Origin of the sequence: Polaribacter sp. SA4-12 (genome assembly GCF_002163675.1) — a bacterium.
Lineage (GTDB): Bacteria > Bacteroidota > Bacteroidia > Flavobacteriales > Flavobacteriaceae > Polaribacter.
The window spans coordinates 3,155,839-3,177,185 of the sequence record NZ_CP019334.1 but is presented as its reverse complement, the minus strand read 5'-3'; the positions used below and the strand labels follow the sequence as shown (position 1 = coordinate 3,177,185).

Genomic DNA, 21,347 nt, shown 5'->3' with positions numbered 1-21,347 from the left:
AATTTTAATAGTTAACGGATTATAGATATAAATTTTTTAATCTCAAAGAACAGCAGAAAAGCCAATTTCCCTATAATTATAGAAAGATTCAACCTCTTTTGTACTTTTGAGACTGCCAAGTAACAAAAAAATATTGAGGATTTAAAAAAAAAATCAATCTATTTATGCATTAAACGTTGATTTTCTTCAATTATACAACTAAAAATGATATTTATCAGTTAATTCACCTCTTAATGAATTTTCGAAAAATATTTTAAAATCTTCATTTGATAAATCTTCATTTAAAAGATACATCAACTTTGCAATTGCAGATTCTGTAGTAATGTCTTTACCATTAATAACACCTATTTCCCTGAGCAGCAAACTTGTATCATAATGCCCCATCATAACACTTCCACTTTTGCATTGTGTAACATTTATAATTTTAATTCCTTTTTCAATTGCTTTTTTCAATAAAAATATAAAATTCTCTGAATTTGGTGCATTACCAGATCCATAGGTTTCTAACACGACTCCTTTTAAATTTCGAATATTCAAAATACTTTCAACAACCAATTTCGAAATACCTGGAAACAATTTTAAAATAACAACTTCATCTATTAAATTCTTTCGAACAATTAGATTCTTTTCTCTGTTTTTTGGTTGATAAATTAAATGTTCATTAAATTTAAGATGCACACCACTTTCTGCAAGTGGAGAAAAGTTTAGTGATGTAAACGCTTCAAACTGTTCTGAACTTATTTTGGTTGTTCTATTAGCTCTGTATAATTTATATTCAAAATATAAACAAACCTCAGAAATTACTGGTATTCCTTTTTTGTTAGCACTTGCAACTTCTATAGAAGTAATTAAATTCTCTTTAGCATCTGTTCTTAAATCGCCAATTGGCAGTTGAGAACCTGTAAAAATAATAGGTTTTCTCAAATTCTCTAACATAAAACTAATTGCTGAAGATGTGTAAGACATAGTATCTGAACCTGTTAAGACGACAAAACCATCAAAATCCTTATAATTTCCTTCAATGATCTCAACAATGTCTACATAATACTTTGTATTCATATTTGATGAATCAATAGGTTCATCAAAAGAAATACTTGTTATATTACAGTTTAACTGTTGCAATTCTGGAATTTTCTCTACAATCTGACTAAAATCAAACGCCTTTAAAGCATTCGTCTTATAGTCTTTAATCATACCAATAGTTCCACCAGTATAAACAAGTAATATATTTGGTTTGTTTGTCATTTTGTCTTTTTTTATTCCAAAACAAAAATTGGAATAGTTTATGTTGTAAATTTATCAAACAAAAATGAAATACAATTTTAAAACAATATAAATTATGATAGGATTCTATATTTTAATTGGCGCAATATCTTTAGTGAGTTGGTTAATTAGTAATAAATTAAAAAGTAAATTTAAAAAATACTCGAAAGTTCAGTTAAGAAACGGAATGAGTGGAGCAGAAATTGCAGAAAAAATGCTTGCTGATAATGGTATTTTTGATGTAAAAGTAATTTCGACTCCTGGTAGATTAACAGATCATTACAATCCAAAAGACAAAACTGTTAACTTAAGTGAATCTGTTTACAACCAAAGAAATGCTGCCTCAGCTGCTGTTGCTGCGCATGAAGTTGGTCACGCAGTTCAACATGCAAAAGCATATAGTTATTTAACAATGCGATCTCAATTAGTGCCAATTGTTAGTGTTACTTCTAAATTCTCTCAATGGTTAGTGATTGGTGGTTTAATATTAGGAGCTGCCTCTGGAACTGCTGGAATTGGTTTTTACATTGCTATAGCTGGTTTAATTTTTATGGGTTTTGCTACACTTTTTAGTTTTATTACTTTACCCGTAGAATATGATGCTAGTAACAGAGCATTGGCTTGGTTAAAAGGAAAAAACATGGTTTCTCAAGAAGAATTAACAGGTGCAACAGACGCACTTAAATGGGCTGCAAGAACGTATTTAGTTGCTGCCTTAGGTTCTTTAGCAATGTTATTATATTGGGGCTTACAGATTTTAGGTGGAAGAGATTAACATCGCAGATACTTTTAGTCTTTTACGCTTGTAAAAATTTATAAAACACTCTTGATTATTTATCGAGAGTGTTTTTTTTGTAACGTTTTGCCGTTTTAGTGCGTCTTTATATTTATAGGATAAAAATTTAACCAAAATTTTATTGCTAACCAACTCATTTATCCTGATAAAAAATATAAAGATGAAACCAACCATTACAACTGTCTTACTATTATTCTTAGGTCTATTTTCAGCAGCAGCACAAAACACAATTAGTGGAAAAATTGTTGATGAACAAAACCAATCATTACCTTTTGCAAACATTATTTTACATAAAATAGGAAGTGAAGAAATTCCTAAAGGAGTTATTTCTGATGATAAAGGTGAATATAAAATTGAAAATATTTCTTCAGGAAAATATAAAATTGAAATTTCAATGTTGGGTTTTGAAACTCAAAACATAAAAGAGTTTGAATTAAACACCAACAAAATATTTAACTTCACTTTAAAAGAAGAAAGTCAGCTTTTAAATGAAGTTGTTGTAAAAAGTAAACGCCCAGTTATTAAACAAACAGCAGAAAAACTGATTGTAGATTTAGAAAAATCTGAAATGACAAATACCAGTTTGCAAGATGTAATGCGTAAAATACCTGGAGTATTGGTTACTAATAATGGAATTTCAATTGCGGGAAACAGAGGCGTTCGTATTTTGATTAATGGAAAAACTACAGAATATATGGATGTAGAAACTTTATTACGCGATTTTCCTGCGGATAATATTTCTAAAATTGAAGTTGTAGAACAACCTGGTGCAGAATATGAAGCTTCTGGTTCTGGTGCAATTATCAACATTATTTTAAAGAAAAATGTTCGTTTAGGAACTCACGGTAGCACAAATGCTTGGGTTGGTGAAGATGAAGGTTTTGAATACGGAACAGGTTTTTCTATTGCTAGTTACAAGAACAAATTGAATTGGCAATCGAGTGTAAATTTTTCGCAACCAACTTGGAGAGAAGATTTATTTTTAGACAGAACTGTAGGTAATGAAACGTACGATCAAGAAACGATAGAACCTTATAACCCAACAAATTTTAGAATTGGCGGTAGTATAGATTATTATATCAACGATAAACATTCTTTTGGAATTGGTGGACGTATTAGTACAAGAACTTCGGATAGAATTACAAGTAGTAAAACCATTATTTCTGATGTAAACAATACAAATACATTGTTCTCTGAAAATAGATTTGATAGAGATAGAAAGAACTTTAATATCAATCCTTATTACGAATACAAAACTGACACAGATAAATTAGTTATCGATTTTAATTATGTAGATTTTACAAATGATAACACTAATATATTAGCTGATGTTGCTGGTAGTACAATTGACTATGATGACAGAAAATACATTCAAGATGGAAAATATTCTATAAAAACCTACAAAGCAGATTATACAAAAACGTTTTCAGATAATTTTAAATTAAGTGCAGGAACAAGATTAGCAAATGTAGAAACTGATAACGATTTACAATCTTTTAGTCATAATAACAGTGGTGTTTTTGAGTTTAATGAAGATGAAAGTAGTCAGTTTTTAATTAGTGAAAATATTTTCGCCTTATATTCTAAAATAAATGCAACTTCAGGAAAATGGTCTTTTTCTGGAGGTTTACGTTACGAAAACAGTAATACAGATGGTACTTCTATTTATATGTTAAATGGTTCAGAAAAAATTGAAGTTAAGAAAAGACCCATTAAAAAAGTTTTTCCAAGTGCATCAATTAGTAGAAAATTGACTGAAGAATTAGGTGCAAGTTTATCTTACAGTTATAGAATTCAGAGACCTTCTTATAATACTTTAAATTCTTTTGAAACGTATTTAGATCCTTATTCTGCCGGTGAAGGAAATCCGAACTTAACACCTTCTTACACTAATAATTATCAGTTTAATTTAACATATGATGGTCAACCCTTTTTTACAATTGGTTATAGTGAAACTGATGATGTTATTTTTGATCTAATAAGACAAGATAATGCTACAGCACAAATTAGACAGCAAGAAGTAAATGTAGAAAATAATGCAAATTGGAATTTTAGATTATTCGCGCCTTTAAGTTTCACAAAAGGGTTGGAAGGTTATACTGGCGTTATTGTTACGAATACAGATTACAGATCTTCTACTTTTAATGTAGATTTAAATAAATGGAACTTAATTTGGTTTGTTCAGGCGAGTTACGAATTACCTTGGGACATCAATTTTGAATTGAGTGGAAACTACGGAACAGGAGCTTTAGAAGGTCAAATTGAAGTAGATTGGCTAGCTGGCTTAGATTTTTCTTTTGGTAAAAAGTTTTTAGATGATAAACTAAAGGTAAATCTTGGTTTTAACAAAATGCTAAACAGAGGTTTTGTTGGTAATATTGATTACGGAAACGGAATTGCCGCTGTTGAAAGCAATGATTCTAGACAAAATATTCAGTTGAAATTCGTTTATAGTTTTGGTTCTAAATTTGGAAAAAAGAAATCTGGAAGAAACTCTAATAATGATGAAGAAGATAGAATTAGAGATGGTAATTAAGATTACTGCTTTCGCAGGATAAACAAACAGACTGGGAAATAAATATAAACCTGATTGAAATCGTTCGAATAACTGTTGATACTATTAACCTTATTATTGCTTTTTAATATGCGTCATCCTATGTTTGTAAAAATAAGGATCTGTTTTTAAAAAGCTTAAATTAGATTTAATATTTAACAAGAAAAGTAAGGGTAAAGGAAAAGATTATAGTCCGTCATTTGTCATTAAAGACCGTTCGCAATGCTAATCACTTTACCCCTTACTACATAAACTTGAACAGATCATTAGACCATCAAGTCTGTATTTAGGATTGATAAGTAAATGTAGTAATTTTTCTATAAAAACATTTGATATGAGTAAAATTATAGGAATTGATATTAGTAAGCAAACCTTTGATGTTTCTTATTTAGAAAAAGATAAATGGATTCACAAAATTTTTAAGAATCAAAATACAGGTTTTGAGCAATTTATTAAATTGATTAGTGCATCAGACTGGATTGTAATGGAGGCTAGTGGTCCTTATTATGTTCAGTTAGCAACTTTTTTACATGCATCTAGTTTTAATGTATGTGTATTAAATCCTTTGATAATTAGAAGATATAGTCAAACAAGATTATATAGAGCAAAAACAGATAAAAAAGACGCAAAGACAATTGCCGAATATGGTGCTCAATATGAGTTAAAAAGATGGTGTCCAGAGAGTAAACCTAGTATAGAAATTAAACAACTTTACACAGCTTTAGAATTACTAAAAAAACAAAAACATCAAACAAAAAGACAATTAGAATCCTTTGAAGCAACAGGTTTGTTGAGTTCGGATCTTAGAAAAGAATTAAAACAAGTACTAATATTATTAATAAGACGTATTGATAAGTTTGAAAAAAAGGATAGAGCAAATAGGAAGATTAGCTTATAAAGACACGGTTGAAAGAATAAAAACGATACCAGGAATCGGGCTAAAAACGGCTATTATGATGAGTGTTATTACAGATAATTTCACAAAATTTGATAACTATAAACAACTGACAGCTTTTGTAGGATTTAGTCCAAGGCTATATCAATCAGGAACAAGTGTAAAAGGTAAAGGACATATTTGTAAAATGGGCAAACCTCAAATTAGAAAACTTTTGTATTTATGTAGTTGGTCTGCAAAAAGAGTAAATAAAAATTGTATCGAAATGTATGAACGACTTAAAGAAAAAGGAAAACCCGAGAGAGTAATTAAAATTGCAATAGCTAATAAATTAATAAAGCAAATTTTTTCTATTGCGACTAACAAACAAATTTACAATGAAAATCATCAAAACTTATATTTTCTGAAATAAAAGAAATTTTAACAATAAATAATAGTTTTTTAACACAGATCATTGCGAGGAACGAAACAATCTGTTTCTAATTATGAGATTGCCACAGTTTACAAAAAAGTAAACTTCGCAATGACAGCGATAAAAAGAAACAGCTGCAAATAAAAAATTATCTTGATTTTAAAGGAATAACTATTTGTTAGCAAACTAGTCTAGCCCAGAGTAACTCCGCTTTAATATTTCTTTTGAGTCGTTGAATGCTCCGCATTTGAAACGGTTTGTTTGAGCTCTTTTTTATTTCTTTTTAAAATAAAAAAAGCGAGTAGTGAAAGCTGGAAATAGCTTCAAATAAAAAACCTTCTTGATTTCTCAAAAAGGTTCTGTCTTGTATCTTGATTCTAAAAATCTAAACGTCTAAAAATCGAATTATCTAATTTAATCATTCAACTTTAAAACTGCCATAAATGCTTCTTGTGGAATTTCTACATTACCAACCTGACGCATTCTTTTCTTACCTTTTTTCTGCTTTTCTAATAACTTACGTTTACGTGAAATATCTCCACCATAACATTTTGCAGTAACATCTTTACGCAACGCTTTTGTAGTTTCACGTGCAATAATTTTTGCTCCAATTGCTGCCTGAATAGGAATATCAAACTGTTGTCTTGGTATTAATTCTTTTAGTTTTTCAACTATCTTTTTACCAATTGTATACGCATTATCTGCATGTAAAAGTGCAGAAAGTGCATCTACTCCAGAACCGTTTAATAAAATATCTACTCTAACCAATTTAGATTCTCTCATACCAATCGGAGAATAATCGAAAGAAGCATATCCTTTAGAAACTGTTTTTAAACGATCGTAAAAATCGAAAACAATTTCTGCCAAAGGCATATCAAAAGTTAATTCTACTCTTTCTGTTGTTAAGTAGGTTTGATTTGTAATTTCTCCACGTTTTTCGATACACAAACTCATTACTTGACCAACAAAATCTGATTTTGTAATGATAGAAGCTTTAATAAAAGGCTCTTCTACTCTATCTAATCTTGATGGATCTGGTAAATCTGTAGGATTATTTAATAAAAGTAATTCATTTGGATTTTTCTTAGTGTAGGCGTGGTAAGATACATTGGGAACCGTTGTAATAACAGTCATATTAAACTCACGCTCTAAACGTTCTTGAATAATTTCCATGTGTAACATTCCTAAGAATCCACAACGAAAACCAAAACCTAAAGCTGCAGAACTTTCTGGTACAAATACTAAAGAAGCATCGTTTAATTGCAGCTTTTCCATTGAATAACGCAATTCTTCAAAATCTTCTGTATCAACTGGATAAATACCTGCAAAAACCATTGGTTTTACATCTTCGAAACCATCAATAATTTCTGTTGTAGGATTCACTGCATCTGTAATAGTATCTCCTACTTTTACTTCTTTTGCTGTTTTAATTCCTGTAATTAAATAACCAACATCACCTGCTTTTACAGATTTTCTAACAACTTGCTCTAATTTTAAAGTACCAACTTCATCAGCAAAATACTCATTGCCAGTTGCCATAAATTTAATACGTTGTCCTTTTTTGATTTCTCCATTTAAAACACGGAAATACGTTTCAATTCCTCTGTAAGAATTGTAAACTGAATCGAAAATTAAAGCTTGTAATGGTGCATCAACGTTTCCTTTTGGAGCAGGAACTCTATCTATAATTGCTTCTAAAATGTTCTCTACACCAAAACCAGTTTTTCCACTTGCGTGAATAACATCTTCTGGGGCACAACCTAATAAATCTACAATATCGTCTGTTACTTCTTCTGGGTTTGCAGAAGGTAAATCTACTTTATTTAAGATAGGAATAATCTCTAAATCGTTCTCTAAAGCTAGATATAAGTTAGAAATTGTTTGTGCCTGTATACTTTGCGCTGCATCTACAATTAGTAAAGCACCTTCACAGGCAGCAATTGAACGAGAAACTTCGTAAGAAAAATCTACGTGACCTGGAGTATCAATTAAATTTAAAACATATTGTTCTCCTTTATGCTCAAAATCCATTTGAATAGCATGCGATTTTATGGTAATTCCGCGTTCGCGTTCTAAATCCATATTATCTAATAACTGATCTTTCTTTTCACGATCTGTTACAGAGCCTGTATATTCTAATAATCTATCTGCCAACGTACTTTTACCATGATCAATATGTGCGATAATGCAAAAGTTTCTAATGTTCTTCATACTTCGTTTTCTAACTGCGTTCAACTTACAAAGATATGCTATTTACAGACCTTCTCAAATAAAAAAAGTACAATGAGATTCATTGTACTTTTTTTTTGGAAATATATTCTTTTATAAATCTCGTTCTAATTCTTCAATTGCGACTTTAAACTCTTCCCAGTTTATAGTATCATCACTAGATTTATCGTAGCCTTTTAATAGTTCTTTAGCAACAACACCTCTTATAAAACCATTTACTGCAGCACTTTTTAGTAATTTTTTTATCTCAGATTTCTTTAACCTTCCATCTTTGTCTGAGTCAAAAAAACTAAAAGCTTCTTCTGGTGAATCGAATTGATTGGTAATTAAAATTCTAATTTTTCTTAAAATATTTTCTTTTGCCCCCATATTTTTTCTTTTTAAATAAGTAGGGTATTAAGATAATAAATAAAGTTGATTTACATAATAAAAATAAACTATTTTGAACATTTTATATTACAAAAAGAAACAAAGAGACTTGTATAGCTTATAAAACATTAATTTGACGTTCTAACTCATCATTTAAACCAAAACCAATAATTCTATAAATAATAAACCAACTTAAGGTTAAACTTTAAAACCATTTTATCTATATTCTCATAGAATTCAATAAGTTATAATAATTCTCTAATTTTGTAAAAAATAACATTATGAAAAATATCCTATTTTTAATCTTTTTCTCTTTTATAGTTTCTTGTAAACCAATAATTAATCAAGAAACTAGAATTAAAGAAGATGTATTATTTTTAGCTTCGGATAAATTAGAAGGAAGACAAACCGGTACAAAGGGCGAAAAAGCTGCTGCCGATTATATTCAAAAAAGATTTAAAGAGTTAAACTTACAAGCAAAAGGAACGAAAGGTTTCTTACAACCTTTTACTTTTAAACCTAAAACAAACCCACATGATGAAGTGAAGTTTGATGTAATGGTGATGGAACAATTACTGGAAATAACGTTATCGGTTTTGTAGATAATAAGGCAAAAAACACTGTAATAATTGGAGCCCATTTTGATCACTTAGGTTTTGGAGGCGAAGGTTCTTTATACAGAGATTCTATAAAAGCAATTCATAATGGTGCAGATGATAATGCTTCCGGAGTGGCTATTTTATTAAATTTAGTTGCAAAACTGAAAAAGAAAAATACAAAGAATAATTATCTATTTATTACTTTTTCTGGTGAAGAAATGGGACTTCTTGGTTCTAATTATTTTGTAAAGAACCCAACTATTGATACTAAGAAAGTTTCTTACATGATTAATATGGATATGGTTGGAAGATTAAAAAAAGATACTGCTTTAGCTGTTTATGGAACTGGTACTTCACCTATTTTTAAACAAACTTTAAAATCTCATAACGACAGTTTTAAACTAATTCAGCAAGAATCTGGTGTTGGACCAAGTGATCATACTAGTTTTTATTTAGCTGATATTCCTGTTTTACACTTTTTTACGGGTCAGCATGAAGATTATCATAAACCTGGAGACGATGCTGAAAAGTTGAATTACGAAGGGATGGAAACCATCAGTAATTACATCTTTAATATTATTTCTGATTTAAATGATAATGGAAAATTAGTTTTCAAAAAAACAAAAAATGAAGGTAAAAACTCCCCACGTTTTAAAGTTGGCTTGGGTGTAATTCCCGATTATATGTTTGATGGAAAAGGAATGCGAATTGATGGTATCTCTGAAGATAAGCCAGCACAAAAAGCTGGTTTACAAAAAGGTGATATTGTTATTAAACTAGGTGATAGTTTGGTAACTAATATGATGAGTTATATGAGAGCTTTATCTGTTTTTGAAAAAGGAGACAAAAGTAAGGTTATTGTAAAAAGAGGCGAAAAAGAAGTGGAAAAGGAAATCAACTTTTAATTTAAAATGATAAATACAAAGCAAGACTTCATTCATAAAATTCATTTAATAATTTCTGTTCTAATTGTAGTTCCTGTTTCAATATTTTACGGATTTGATCCAAGTTCTCAATTCGACATTCATTTAAATACAATAGATGAGCATAATTTTTTTAAAGCAATTATGGGATTATATATAGGGTTTTCAACTTTATGGATTTTAGGAATCTTTAAACCTACTTACTTAAAAACTGCAATCTTAACAAATATGATTTTTATGCTAGGTTTAGGTTCTGGAAGAGTGATAAGTCTGTTTTTAGACGGAACCCCAACTTTTGGCTATATCTTTGGAACTTTTGCAGAATTATTTTTAGGTTTCTATAGTTTTTGGCTTCTGACAAATAAAAACACTAATTTCGCAAAAAATTAAACAGTTTTGGTAAAAATAGGCAACATAGAACTTCCGGACTTTCCATTATTATTAGCACCAATGGAAGACGTATCTGACCCACCTTTTAGAGCATTGTGTAAAGAACATGGTGCAGATGTTGTGTATACAGAATTTATTTCTTCTGAAGGATTGATTCGCGATGCTGCAAAAAGCATTATGAAGTTAGATATTTACGAAAAAGAACGTCCTGTAGGAATTCAGATTTTTGGCGCCAATTTAGAATCGATGTTAAAAACAGTTGAGATTGTTGAAAAATCGAATCCAGATATTATTGATATTAATTTTGGATGTCCTGTAAAAAAAGTAGTTTCTAAAGGTGCTGGGGCAGGAATTTTAAAAGACATAGATTTAATGGTTTCACTTACAGAAGCCATGGTAAAACACACCAATTTACCTGTTACTGTAAAAACTCGCTTAGGTTGGGATCATGATTCTATTAGAATTGTAGAAGTAGCAGAACGCTTGCAAGATGTTGGTTGTGCGGCAATCTCTATTCATGGTAGAACGCGTGCACAAATGTATAAAGGTGAAGCAGATTGGAAACCAATTGCTGAAGTAAAAAACAACCAAAGAATGCACATTCCTGTTTTTGGAAATGGAGATGTAACTTCTCCTGAAAAAGCTATGGAGATGAGAGATTCTTATGGATTAGATGGTTGTATGATTGGTAGAGCTGCTATTGGTTACCCTTGGTTTTTTAATGAAATAAAGCATTATTTTAAAACGGGAACCTATTTAGCAAAACCAACAATTGCACAACGTGTAGAAATGGCAAGAAGGCATTTACAAATGGCTATTGATTGGAAAGGACCTGTTTTAGGTGTTTTTGAAACAAGAAGACATTACACGAATTACTTTAAAGGAATTCCGCATTTTAAAGAATATAGAATGAAAATGGTAACTTCTGATGATGCAAAAGATGTTTTTGCTACGTTTGATGAAGTTGAAGCTAAGTTTGGGAATACTATTATTCCACAATTTTAAATATTTTACTTTTCCTCTACTTTAAACGATTGCACTATTTTTTCTACTTCGGATAAAAAAACATCATAATAATTATCTAAAGCTGAATATTCGATTGCGTATCCATAGTTTTTGTAAAAAAACAAGAAAGATGCATTTGTATAATTATAAGTTCTAATATCTTTAAATTTCACCAAATAAGATTTACCATATCTAGTATGCTTTATATCAATTATATTATTTTTAAAATCTTTATATTTCCCTTTAAGTTTTACAAATCGCTCTAAATAATCTTCAATACTAATTGGTTTCTGCCAACCTTTATTTACTCGATTGCTATGTATATTAATTGAAACTGTAGAATAATTTGATGGAACACTATCTCCTGCAACTTTTATATAATAGTAAAGCGCTCCAAATTCAGGTGTAATTTTGTTGTGCGACAACCAGTTTTTACCGTCTATTTTAACAGAATAATTTATAATTCTTTTTGTTTTTTTTAAACTATCCAATTTTTCGAATGCTCCATCTTTTTTAATACTATTTTGATTAATAGAAGCACATGAAAAAATCAATAGTAAGCAGAAAAAAAGAATGATTAACTGTATATAATTTTTCATGAAATTATCTTTCAATAAACTCTTTCGTAATTCTACTACTTGCAATTTTAGATGCTATAAAACCTAAAACTGTAATTGTAGCAATCACAATAAAAAGATTAGAAAATCTAAATTCTACTGGATAAGGTAAATTTTGAGTTATCATAAATAATCCAAACTGTTTTTGAATAATAACTAATAAAACGCCCAATGTTAAACCAATTAACATTCCTAAAAAAGTCAGCAAAAAACCTTGCATTACAAAGATTTTTTTAATTTCTTTAATGGTTGCTCCCAGACTAAAAAGGGTTTTTAAGTTTGATTTTTTATCGATAATCATCATAATTATCGCTCCAATTACATTGAATAAAGCAATGATTACAATCAATGTAAAAATAAGATAAGACACAAAATTTTCTGTATTTATCACCTTATAGAAAACTTCGTTTAATTGTTGTTTGGTTTGCACTTTAAATTGACTACCTAATTGTTCTTGAAGTTCTTCTGCAAACAAATCAGCTTCTGAGGTATCTTTTAATTTAATTTCAATTCCTGTAAATTGATTTTCTTTATACTTCAATAGATTCTTAGCGTCATTTATTGAAACAAAAACAAACTTATTTTCAAAATCTTCAGTTCCTGAATATAACCCAACAATTTGTACATCCATTTTATAGAATGCATTATTTGGATTTATAAAACCAACTCCAGGTTTCGGAACCATAATAGATAAAGGTGCTCCAAAATTCAAAATACCTAAAGACAGTTTTCTAGAAATACCGTTACCAACAACTGCTGTTTTTGGCAACTCTTTATCTAACCAATTCCCTAAATTTAAAACGGAATCTATATGTGTAATCGAATTATAATTCTCTTCTACTCCTTTTATAAAAGCGATTTCACTTTTGTCATTATACTCTAAAAAAACACGTTCTTCAACAATTTTAGAAAAAGCATCAATTGAAGTATTATTTTCTAAATTCTGCTGAACATTTTTTGTATACAGAAAGGTTTTTCCTTTACTAGCTGTAATTTTAATATCAGGATCTGAAACATCTAACAAACTATAACTAAAAGTACGCAACCCAGAAAAACCAGAAAGAATTATAAACAAAGCTAAAGCGCCAACAATTACTCCAAAAGAAGCAATTATTGTAATAATGTTTATGGCATTATTACTCGTTTTTGAAAATAAATATCTTTTGGCTATGTATAAAGGAAAATTCAAATAAGTTCTCTGAATTTATTGTTTTTTACGTCTAGGTAAAACACTAGGGTTTTTAATAGGATTCTCGTCATCTCCTTTTAAAGACTTATCAATACCTTCATTATAATCTAAAGTGTCATCACCATAAAACAATAACTCTGGCATTCTACGTAGTTGGTGTTTCGTTCTAGACGCCATTTCATAACGTATTGTAGCAGTATTAGACTGCACACCTTTAATAATATCTTCTCTTTTATCTGAAGGAAAAACACTTAAATATACTTTAGCGATTCCTAAATCTGAAGTTACATGAACTTTAGATACAGAAATAATTACTCCTCTCATACCATCTTGTGCTGCCTTTTGCAGAACGTCTACTAAATCTTTTTGTAATACCCCTGCAATCTTTCGCTGTCTATTCGTTTCTTCCATGCTGCAAATTTACACTTTTTTTATGGAGTGTAAATTTTATTTTTAATAGCATACATGACTAATCCTACTCTATTTTTTACATTCAGTTTTGTAAATAAAACATCTCTATATCCGTCTATCGTTTTTGGACTTAAACACATTCTATCTGCAATTTCTTTATAGGTTAATTCAGAACAAGCATGTTTCATAAAAGTAACCTGTCTATCATTTAATAGAATTTCTTCTTTTCCATTACCAGAAAGTGATTTCATTAATAAATTTGTCACACTTTTTGTGTGATAAAATCCGTTTTCAACTATTTCTACCAACGCACTTTCTAAAACCGCTTTTTCTGTATCTTTTAACAAATACCCAATAGCGCCAACTTTTAGCATTTTTAGAATCGTTGCTTCTTCATCTTCAACAGAAAGCGCCATTACATTAACTTCTTGGTGGTTTTTAGTAATCCATTCTGTAGTTTCAATTCCGTTCATTATTGGCATATTAATATCCATTAAAACTACATCAGGAATAAATTTGGGAGATGATGAAAATTTATCAATTAATTCTTGTCCGTTTTTACAAGTATATAACACTTTAAATTTACTGAATGTATTAACCATTGCAGCTATTGCTTGGGAAAGCAATGTATGATCATCTACAATAACAACTGAATATTTTATCATAACTTATATACTATATTTAAGGATGTTCCTTTATTTATTTCGGATATAAAAACAGCAGTAGCCCCGATTAATTTTGCTCTATTTTTAATATTTTCTAATCCAATTCCGGTAGGTTTATTTTCTTCGGATGAAAAGCCAACTCCATCATCTTTTACTAAAATATATAATACACCTTCATTAAATGATATTTCAACAAATAAATTAGAAGCTTTCGAATGTTTAATCGTATTTGAAAAAAATTCCTGCAATATTCTAAAAATAATAATACTCGCTTTTTCGTTTATCTTTTGCTCTTTACCAGTTACTATTAAAGTTGATTTGATAAAATTTAATCTATTAAATCGGTCAATTTCTAGTTGAACAGCGTCCTTCAGGTTTATATTTTTTATTGCTTCTGGATTTATCAATTTTGATAAAGCTCTTACTTCTGTTAAACCTTTTGTTATCGTTTCAGAAACATCATTCAAATTATCAACTGTAGCACTTTGCAATTGAATTTTTGCCAACGTTAATAACTGACCAATATTATCGTGCAACTCCCAACTAATATTTCTTAGGGTTTCTTCTCTAATCTCTATTTGAGTTTCAGCAATTTCTCTTTCAAAACGTTTTTTATTTTCCGCTTGTTGTTGTAGCAATAAATTTTTCCTTTTTTGAAAAAACCCAAATAACAAAACTATAAAAATAACGAACAATACTATTATTAATGTTGTTGCATAAAGTATTATTTGACTCGCTTTTGACTCCATAAGGCTCCGAATATAAAACAACAATACATAAATATTGTTAAAAAAAATTGAACTTTAATCAAATATATTTTACTTGATTGTGGAATATAATTCAAAAAATTAATTATGCTAGTAAAAGGAATTGTTCCTAAATAATAAAACAACAAACCAAAAGAGATCCAAAAAGAAAGAGTTTTCCTATAATTTAAAATTTTATCAGAATTTAAAAAATCTCTAAAAAACAAAAATATAACTATTGATATTAAAAAACTTCCTGAAATTGACGCAATAGAGTTATAAGTTACAAAATAATCTTCTAACCATAAATAATATATATTAGTTAGAATATAAATAGTATTGAAGATGTACACTATATACAATACTATTTTTTTAATTTTTATTGATAAAATAACCCCTATTAAAAAAAAGAATAAACAATTAAACTCAATAAAGGTAAGGCTGTTATAAACCCACAAATTATCATATCCTAGATATTTAACATACTTCGCAATAACCTCAAGTAAAAACATAAAAAACAAATATGCTGAAAAATATCTTAAATTTATATCGAAAGATTTTCTAAAATAGAAAACGACATAAATTAATGTAGATATGAATGATAATAAATAGATAATATTGATTAACATATTACATTGGTGGTGTAGGATCTAATCTATTTGCTCCAGAACTAAGTAATAATTTAACCTGTGTATTCATAAATGGAATAAAAGAAGCTCTATTAACTTGTTTCGTTTCTTTGCCACTATATTTATCTAAAAATTCTGTAAACTGAATAGGTTGTCCTTTTTCAGAATATAAAGGTTCAAAAGCAACATCATATTTATCACCAATTTTTGCAGTTGGCATAAAAACTAAAGTGTGTCTTCCTCTTAAAGATCTATCTGAATGCTCTCTTGGGTATGCTGCTGAGAAAATTCTTATTCCTGTTAATTTTATTTCTTTTTCTTTTGATAATTTTTCTAAATAAGCAATGTATTGCTTTAAATCATTTAGTTCATAAAAGTGAGAAATACTTTCAATTGCATCTTTAGGATCTTTTGTAAACTCTCCTCTATATTTATCTAACACCTTTTTCTGGCCAATATCGTATTGATTAAACATACTTGCCATTTCTTGATAACTGATTGCGTTAGAAGGTCTAGAATCATTAATTTTATGATCTTCATGATTGCATTCAGTTTTACAACTAAAAATGAATAATGAGATAAATAAGATTGAAAAAAAATTATAAGATGTTTTCATAAATAAAAATTAGATTAATTTCTATGAAAATACAATATAATTAGAACTTACAAAAAATAAAAAATAAAAACACACATAAAACACTATATACCTACACTTTAACCCTAAAAAACCAACTTAACACTTTCTTAAAAAGGGTGTTTTACCTGTTTAATTATCATGGTTTACACTGATGCATTATTGAAGAAGAATAATCAATTTTGTAATAGAAATTAAGAAAAAGTAGTCAGGGGAAATTGCGCAAAAACACCTTACTATAAAAGTGTTTTAATTAAAAAAGGTCTCAAAACATAATTGTTTTGAGACCTTTAATTTATAATTATTTTAAGAATTTAATCTGCTAAAATAATTGCTTTATTATCATTTAATTCTAATGTTCCAGAATTAATAAGTAGTGTTAAAATTTTATCATCAGCTCCATCAGGAATTAACTTTCCATCCAACTCATCTAATTTTAAATTAGTTTGAGAATGAACGTGAATTTTAACTGTTCCTTCTATTAAATTAGAAACAACTGGCGCGTGATTATTTAGCATTTGAAACTCTCCATCTACTCCAGGAACTGATAAAGAATCAACTTCTGATGAAAATAAAATAGCTTCTGGTGTTACAATCTCTAAATACATATAGTATATTTTAAACGATTACTATGCTTCTGCTAACATTTTCTCTCCAGCATCAATTGCATCTTGAATTGATCCTCTTAAGTTAAATGCTGCTTCAGGATATTTATCTAACTCACCATCCATAATCATATTAAATCCTTTAATAGTGTCTTTAATATCAACTAAAACTCCTGGTATACCAGTAAATTGTTCAGCTACGTGGAAAGGTTGAGATAAGAAACGTTGTACACGTCTAGCTCTATGAACTACAAGTTTATCTTCTTCAGATAATTCTTCCATACCTAAAATTGCGATAATATCTTGTAACTCTTTATAACGTTGTAAAATTTCTTTTACAGCCGTTGCAGTGTTATAATGTTCATCACCTAAAATATCAGCAGATAAAATTCTTGAAGTAGAATCTAAAGGATCTACTGCAGGATAAATACCTAATTCTGCAATTTTACGAGATAATACTGTTGTAGCATCTAAATGCGCAAACGTTGTTGCTGGTGCTGGATCTGTTAAATCATCTGCAGGTACATAAACCGCTTGTACAGATGTAATAGAACCTTTTTTAGTTGAAGTAATACGTTCTTGCATTGCCCCCATTTCAGTTGCCAATGTTGGTTGGTAACCTACTGCTGATGGCATACGTCCTAAAAGTGCTGACACTTCAGAACCTGCTTGAGTAAAACGGAAAATATTATCTACGAAGAAAAGTACATCTTTTCCTTGTGCTTCTCCTGCTCCATCTCTAAAATATTCTGCTATAGTTAAACCAGATAATGCAACACGTGCACGTGCTCCAGGTGGCTCATTCATTTGTCCAAATACGAAAGTAGCTTTAGAGTCTTTCATTCCAGGTTTATCAACCTTAGATAAATCCCATCCTCCTTCTTCCATAGAATGCATAAAGTCATCACCATATTTGATAATTCCTGATTCTAGCATTTCACGAAGTAAATCATTTCCTTCACGAGTTCTTTCACCAACACCTGCAAAAACTGATAAACCACCATGTCCTTTTGCAATATTGTTAATTAACTCTTGAATTAGTACTGTTTTACCTACTCCAGCTCCTCCAAATAATCCAATTTTACCTCCTTTTGCATAAGGCTCAATTAAATCGATTACTTTAATTCCTGTAAATAATACTTCTGTAGATACTGATAAATCTTCAAATTTAGGTGCAGATCTGTGAATTGGCAAACCATCTTTACCTTCTTTTTTCAAATTCCCTAAACCATCAATAGCATCACCTGTTACATTAAACAAACGACCATAAATATCGTTTCCAATTGGCATTTGAATAGGACTTCCTGTAGCGACAACTTCTGTCCCTCTACTTAATCCATCAGTAGCATCCATTGAAATAGTTCTAACTGTATCTTCTCCAATATGTTGTTGTACTTCTAGTACTAAAATAGAACCGTCAGCTTTTTTGATTTCTAAAGAATCGTAAATTTTAGGAAGTTCATTTTCAGTATTGAATTCAACATCAATTACTGGCCCTATAATCTGAGAAACTTTACCTGTTATTGTAGACATTATGTATCTAATTAAAGTTATTATTTTATTTACGAGACTTAACTCTCATTTTCAGGATGCAAAGGTAATTTTTTAGAATGAAACTAAAAAGTTTTTTTACTTTAAAACGAAAATTATGAATATAAAAAAAAGCCTCATCAAATTGATGAGGCTTTTAAATTTTATTTAAAAAAGATACTAGTTAGTAACTTTAATCTCAACTCTTCTGTTGTTAGCTCTACCTGCTCTAGTTTTATTAGAATCAACTGGGAATCCTTCTCCGAATCCTTTTGCTTCTAATCTAGTAGCATCTACACCTTTTCTAACTAAGTAATCTCTAACAGCAATTGCTCTTTTATTAGAAATATTTAAGTTAACTGATGCAGAACCAGAACTATCTGTATGACCTCCAATAGCAAATGTTGCTCTTGGGTTTTTATTCATAATAGCTACAATAGCATCTAATTGTTTAGTAACTCCAGATTTAAATGAAGATCTTCCAGTATTAAATAATATAGATTTAGCTGTAAATGCAATTGCTGCACTAGCTTCTTTAGTTATTACTTTTTCTGGACAACCACCCTCAGAAGCAACACCTGCAACATTTGGACATTTATCATCTTTATCTAAAATGCTATCTCCATCAGTATCTGGCCAAGGACAACCTGCATTAGCAGCTGGTCCAGCTATAGAAGCACATTTATCATCTTTATCAACAACACCATCTCCGTCAGTATCAGGACAACCTTTGTTAGCTTTAGTTCCTTTAGAATTAGCACACATATCATCTTTATCAGCTACACCGTCTCCGTCAGAATCAGGACAACCATTCATAGCTGCTAAACCTGCAACATTAGGACAAGCATCATCAGAATCTTTTACTCCATCGCCATCAGCATCAGGACAACCGTTAAATTCTTTTAAACCTGCAACCTCTGGACAAGCATCATCTTTATCATATACACCATCAGAATCAGTGTCTTTTCCGCCAAATTTAATTACTAAACCTAAAGCAGTTTGGTAATGAGATCTAACATTATCAGAAAAACCTACTTTTGTTCCTGTTTGAAAATTTAACCCTAGGTTTTCATTAAACCAAGTATTAAAACCAAAACCTACGTTAGCCATTCCTTCACCATTAGAATCAACAGAAGTATAACCTCCACCTAAATATACATAAGGATCAAACCAAGAAGTATCACCTACTAAGTTATTTAAATCATACTTAACAATTGCATCAAAAGCCCAATAAAGAAAATCAGAATCATCTTCTATACTTACAGTTTCTATTTTATTTATAGACCCAGCTAATTGTAAAGAAAAACCTTTATCTAAATATTTTTCTCCAGAAATTCTAGATATAGAAGGTAAGATATTCCAATCTTTATTCCCTACTAAATCTTCAAGTTGTTTAGTAAAATCATCTCCATTATAGAAATCTACTATGTTTACACCAAATCCTACAGCCCAAGGGTTGTTTTCATCTTGTGCGTTTACGTTACTAACTGTTACCAACGTAAACAAAGCTATCACAGCTAATTTTAATTGTTTCATTATCAAATTTTTAAATTAAAAGTTCGTTATTATTATAAGCAAAAGTAAGTTCTTAAAACTTATCTACAAAGATAAATCTATAAAATATTACTAAAACCGCAAGTTTTTATCTATTCTAAATTATTTTCAACTCCCTACCCACTTCAATAAAGGCAGTAATAGCTTTATTTAGATGATCTTTGGTATGAGCAGCTGATAACTGCACCCTTATCCTCGCTTTTTCTTTAGGAACAACAGGAAAAAAGAAACCAATAACATATATTCCTTTTTCTAATAACTTATTTGCCATTACTTGAGACAATTTAGCGTCATATAACATAACAGGAACAATTGCTGCGTCTGCACCAACTAAATCGAAACCTGCTTTTTCCATTTCTGTTCTAAAGTAATTGGTATTCCATTCTAATTTATCTCTAAGTGAAGTATCATCAGAAATTAAATCGAATACTTTTAAAGTTGCCCCTACAATTCCAGGTGCTAAAGAATTTGAAAACAAATAAGGTCTTGATCGTTGACGTAAAATTTCAATAATTTCTTTTTTACCAGTTGTATAACCTCCCATTGCACCTCCTAAAGCTTTCCCTAAAGTACCAGTTACAATATCAACCCTGTCCATTACATTCTTTAATTCAACAGTTCCTCTTCCTGTTTTCCCTATAAAACCAGTTGCATGGCATTCATCAACCATAACTAAAGCATCATATTTATCTGCTAAATCACAAATCTCATCTAACTTAGCGACAATTCCATCCATTGAAAAAACACCGTCAGTAACAATAATTTTAAATCTGTGATTTTGTTTATTTGCTTCAATCAATTGTTCTTCTAAAGAAGTCATGTCATTATTATTATAACGATAACGTGCAGCTTTACACAAACGAACTCCGTCAATAATTGAAGCATGATTTAAACTATCAGAAATAATTGCATCTTCTTTAGTTAACAAAGGTTCAAAAACACCTCCATTTGCATCAAAAGCTGCTGCATATAATATCGTGTCTTCTGTTGTGTAGAAATTAGCAATTGTTTTTTCTAGCTGCTTGTGAATATCTTGTGTTCCGCAGATAAATCTTACAGACGACATTCCGAAACCATGCGTATCCATAGTATCTTTTGCTGCTTGAATTACTTCTGGATGATTTGACAACCCTAAATAGTTATTGGCACAAAAGTTAATTACCTCTTCGCCAGTAGAAATTTTTATAACTGCATCTTGTGATGAAGTTATAATTCTTTCAGACTTATATAAACCAGCATCCTTTATTTCTTGAATCTCTTTCTTTAGAGTATCTTTAATTTTACCGTACATTTTTTATCAAATTAAGAAATGCGAAGTTACAAAGTTTATTT

At 29.7% G+C, this 21,347-nt stretch carries 19 protein-coding genes and 1 pseudogene; 7 read left to right on the top strand and 13 right to left on the bottom strand.

The window, feature by feature from the left end; all coding sequences use genetic code 11:
* Window positions 1-198: 198 nt before the first annotated feature.
* Window positions 199-1,245, bottom strand: coding sequence for an asparaginase (locus tag BTO07_RS13775; protein ID WP_087521781.1), 1,047 nt, complete (start codon window positions 1,243-1,245; stop codon window positions 199-201).
* Between the two features lie 94 nt (window positions 1,246-1,339).
* Here BTO07_RS13775 and BTO07_RS13770 point away from each other — a divergent pair, with 94 nt between their 5' ends.
* The 4 genes from BTO07_RS13770 to BTO07_RS13755 all read left to right on the top strand — a co-directional run bounded on the left by BTO07_RS13770 (window position 1,340) and on the right by BTO07_RS13755 (window position 5,920).
* A complete protein-coding gene (locus BTO07_RS13770; RefSeq protein WP_087521780.1) occupies window positions 1,340-2,038 on the top strand; it encodes a zinc metallopeptidase in 699 nt (232 codons plus the stop codon).
* Between the two features lie 181 nt (window positions 2,039-2,219).
* The gene (locus BTO07_RS13765) at window positions 2,220-4,595 is read left to right on the top strand and encodes an outer membrane beta-barrel protein (protein ID WP_087521779.1); all 2,376 of its coding nucleotides are present in this window, start codon (window positions 2,220-2,222) and stop codon (window positions 4,593-4,595) included.
* Between the two features lie 352 nt (window positions 4,596-4,947).
* Window positions 4,948-5,511, top strand: coding sequence for an IS110 family transposase (locus BTO07_RS13760; protein ID WP_087521778.1), 564 nt, complete (start codon window positions 4,948-4,950; stop codon window positions 5,509-5,511).
* Entirely contained in the window at window positions 5,471-5,920 is a 450-nt protein-coding gene (locus BTO07_RS13755; protein WP_087521777.1) for a transposase, read from the top strand. The genes BTO07_RS13760 and BTO07_RS13755 overlap by 41 nt, the downstream gene beginning before the upstream one ends.
* Before the next feature lie 414 nt (window positions 5,921-6,334).
* On the opposite strand, the gene lepA is transcribed toward BTO07_RS13755, so the two are convergent.
* A complete protein-coding gene (gene lepA / locus BTO07_RS13750; protein WP_087521776.1) occupies window positions 6,335-8,131 on the bottom strand; it encodes a translation elongation factor 4 in 1,797 nt (598 codons plus the stop codon).
* A 111-nt stretch (window positions 8,132-8,242) separates the two neighbouring features.
* Window positions 8,243-8,518 carry an EF-hand domain-containing protein gene (locus tag BTO07_RS13745; protein ID WP_087521775.1) on the bottom strand — a complete coding sequence of 92 codons (276 nt, stop codon included), beginning with the start codon at window positions 8,516-8,518 and terminating at the stop codon, window positions 8,243-8,245.
* A 281-nt stretch (window positions 8,519-8,799) separates the two neighbouring features.
* Between BTO07_RS13745 and BTO07_RS13740 the strand changes: the two are divergent.
* The 3 genes and pseudogenes from BTO07_RS13740 to dusB all read left to right on the top strand — a co-directional run bounded on the left by BTO07_RS13740 (window position 8,800) and on the right by dusB (window position 11,435).
* Window positions 8,800-10,022, top strand: a pseudogene (locus BTO07_RS13740) (M28 family peptidase).
* A gap of 6 nt (window positions 10,023-10,028) precedes the next feature.
* The gene (locus tag BTO07_RS13735; protein ID WP_087521774.1) at window positions 10,029-10,430 is read left to right on the top strand and encodes a DUF4345 domain-containing protein; all 402 of its coding nucleotides are present in this window, start codon (window positions 10,029-10,031) and stop codon (window positions 10,428-10,430) included.
* Between the two features lie 6 nt (window positions 10,431-10,436).
* Window positions 10,437-11,435, top strand: a complete 999-nt coding sequence (dusB, locus tag BTO07_RS13730; RefSeq protein ID WP_087521773.1) for a tRNA dihydrouridine synthase DusB — start codon at window positions 10,437-10,439, stop codon at window positions 11,433-11,435.
* A gap of 5 nt (window positions 11,436-11,440) precedes the next feature.
* Here dusB and BTO07_RS13725 read toward each other — a convergent pair whose 3' ends face one another.
* The 10 genes from BTO07_RS13725 to kbl form a co-directional block, all read right to left on the bottom strand.
* Window positions 11,441-12,034 carry a hypothetical protein gene (locus BTO07_RS13725; protein ID WP_157663354.1) on the bottom strand — a complete coding sequence of 198 codons (594 nt, stop codon included), beginning with the start codon at window positions 12,032-12,034 and terminating at the stop codon, window positions 11,441-11,443.
* A 4-nt stretch (window positions 12,035-12,038) separates the two neighbouring features.
* On the bottom strand, window positions 12,039-13,241 hold the full coding sequence (locus BTO07_RS13720) for an ABC transporter permease (protein WP_087521771.1): 1,203 nt from the start codon (window positions 13,239-13,241) through the stop codon (window positions 12,039-12,041).
* Window positions 13,242-13,256: 15 nt separating this feature from the next.
* A complete protein-coding gene (gene rbfA, locus BTO07_RS13715) occupies window positions 13,257-13,652 on the bottom strand; it encodes a 30S ribosome-binding factor RbfA (protein WP_087521770.1) in 396 nt (131 codons plus the stop codon).
* Window positions 13,653-13,672: 20 nt separating this feature from the next.
* A complete protein-coding gene (locus BTO07_RS13710) occupies window positions 13,673-14,317 on the bottom strand; it encodes a response regulator transcription factor (RefSeq protein ID WP_087521769.1) in 645 nt (214 codons plus the stop codon).
* The gene (locus tag BTO07_RS13705) at window positions 14,314-14,955 is read right to left on the bottom strand and encodes a sensor histidine kinase (protein ID WP_335682121.1); all 642 of its coding nucleotides are present in this window, start codon (window positions 14,953-14,955) and stop codon (window positions 14,314-14,316) included. Before BTO07_RS13705 ends, BTO07_RS13710 begins: the two co-directional genes overlap by 4 nt.
* A 738-nt stretch (window positions 14,956-15,693) precedes the next feature.
* Complete coding sequence (locus tag BTO07_RS13695) at window positions 15,694-16,308, bottom strand: hypothetical protein (protein ID WP_087521766.1); 615 nt, start codon at window positions 16,306-16,308, stop codon at window positions 15,694-15,696.
* 332 nt (window positions 16,309-16,640) lie between these two features.
* Entirely contained in the window at window positions 16,641-16,934 is a 294-nt protein-coding gene (locus tag BTO07_RS13690) for a FoF1 ATP synthase subunit delta/epsilon (protein WP_087521765.1), read from the bottom strand.
* 21 nt (window positions 16,935-16,955) lie between these two features.
* Window positions 16,956-18,464, bottom strand: coding sequence for a F0F1 ATP synthase subunit beta (gene atpD, locus BTO07_RS13685; RefSeq protein ID WP_087521764.1), 1,509 nt, complete (start codon window positions 18,462-18,464; stop codon window positions 16,956-16,958).
* A gap of 177 nt (window positions 18,465-18,641) precedes the next feature.
* A complete protein-coding gene (locus tag BTO07_RS13680; RefSeq protein ID WP_087521763.1) occupies window positions 18,642-19,997 on the bottom strand; it encodes an OmpA family protein in 1,356 nt (451 codons plus the stop codon).
* 115 nt (window positions 19,998-20,112) lie between these two features.
* Window positions 20,113-21,306, bottom strand: a complete 1,194-nt coding sequence (kbl, locus tag BTO07_RS13675) for a glycine C-acetyltransferase (RefSeq protein ID WP_087521762.1) — start codon at window positions 21,304-21,306, stop codon at window positions 20,113-20,115.
* Window positions 21,307-21,347 lie beyond the last annotated feature (41 nt).

Bases quoted from the DNA above. Each gene is read 5' to 3' on its own strand.
- BTO07_RS13775 (WP_087521781.1), bottom strand. From the start codon at position 1,245: ATGACAAACAAACCAAATATATTACTTGTTTATACTGGTGGAACTATT.
- BTO07_RS13770 (WP_087521780.1), top strand. From the start codon at position 1,340: ATGATAGGATTCTATATTTTAATTGGCGCAATATCTTTAGTGAGTTGG.
- BTO07_RS13765 (WP_087521779.1), top strand. From the start codon at position 2,220: ATGAAACCAACCATTACAACTGTCTTACTATTATTCTTAGGTCTATTT.
- BTO07_RS13760 (WP_087521778.1), top strand. From the start codon at position 4,948: ATGAGTAAAATTATAGGAATTGATATTAGTAAGCAAACCTTTGATGTT.
- lepA (WP_087521776.1), bottom strand. From the start codon at position 8,131: ATGAAGAACATTAGAAACTTTTGCATTATCGCACATATTGATCATGGT.
- BTO07_RS13745 (WP_087521775.1), bottom strand. From the start codon at position 8,518: ATGGGGGCAAAAGAAAATATTTTAAGAAAAATTAGAATTTTAATTACC.
- BTO07_RS13735 (WP_087521774.1), top strand. From the start codon at position 10,029: ATGATAAATACAAAGCAAGACTTCATTCATAAAATTCATTTAATAATT.
- BTO07_RS13725 (WP_157663354.1), bottom strand. From the start codon at position 12,034: ATGAAAAATTATATACAGTTAATCATTCTTTTTTTCTGCTTACTATTG.
- rbfA (WP_087521770.1), bottom strand. From the start codon at position 13,652: ATGGAAGAAACGAATAGACAGCGAAAGATTGCAGGGGTATTACAAAAA.
- BTO07_RS13710 (WP_087521769.1), bottom strand. From the start codon at position 14,317: ATGATAAAATATTCAGTTGTTATTGTAGATGATCATACATTGCTTTCC.
- BTO07_RS13695 (WP_087521766.1), bottom strand. From the start codon at position 16,308: ATGAAAACATCTTATAATTTTTTTTCAATCTTATTTATCTCATTATTC.
- BTO07_RS13690 (WP_087521765.1), bottom strand. From the start codon at position 16,934: ATGTATTTAGAGATTGTAACACCAGAAGCTATTTTATTTTCATCAGAA.
- atpD (WP_087521764.1), bottom strand. From the start codon at position 18,464: ATGTCTACAATAACAGGTAAAGTTTCTCAGATTATAGGGCCAGTAATT.
- BTO07_RS13680 (WP_087521763.1), bottom strand. From the start codon at position 19,997: ATGAAACAATTAAAATTAGCTGTGATAGCTTTGTTTACGTTGGTAACA.
- kbl (WP_087521762.1), bottom strand. From the start codon at position 21,306: ATGTACGGTAAAATTAAAGATACTCTAAAGAAAGAGATTCAAGAAATA.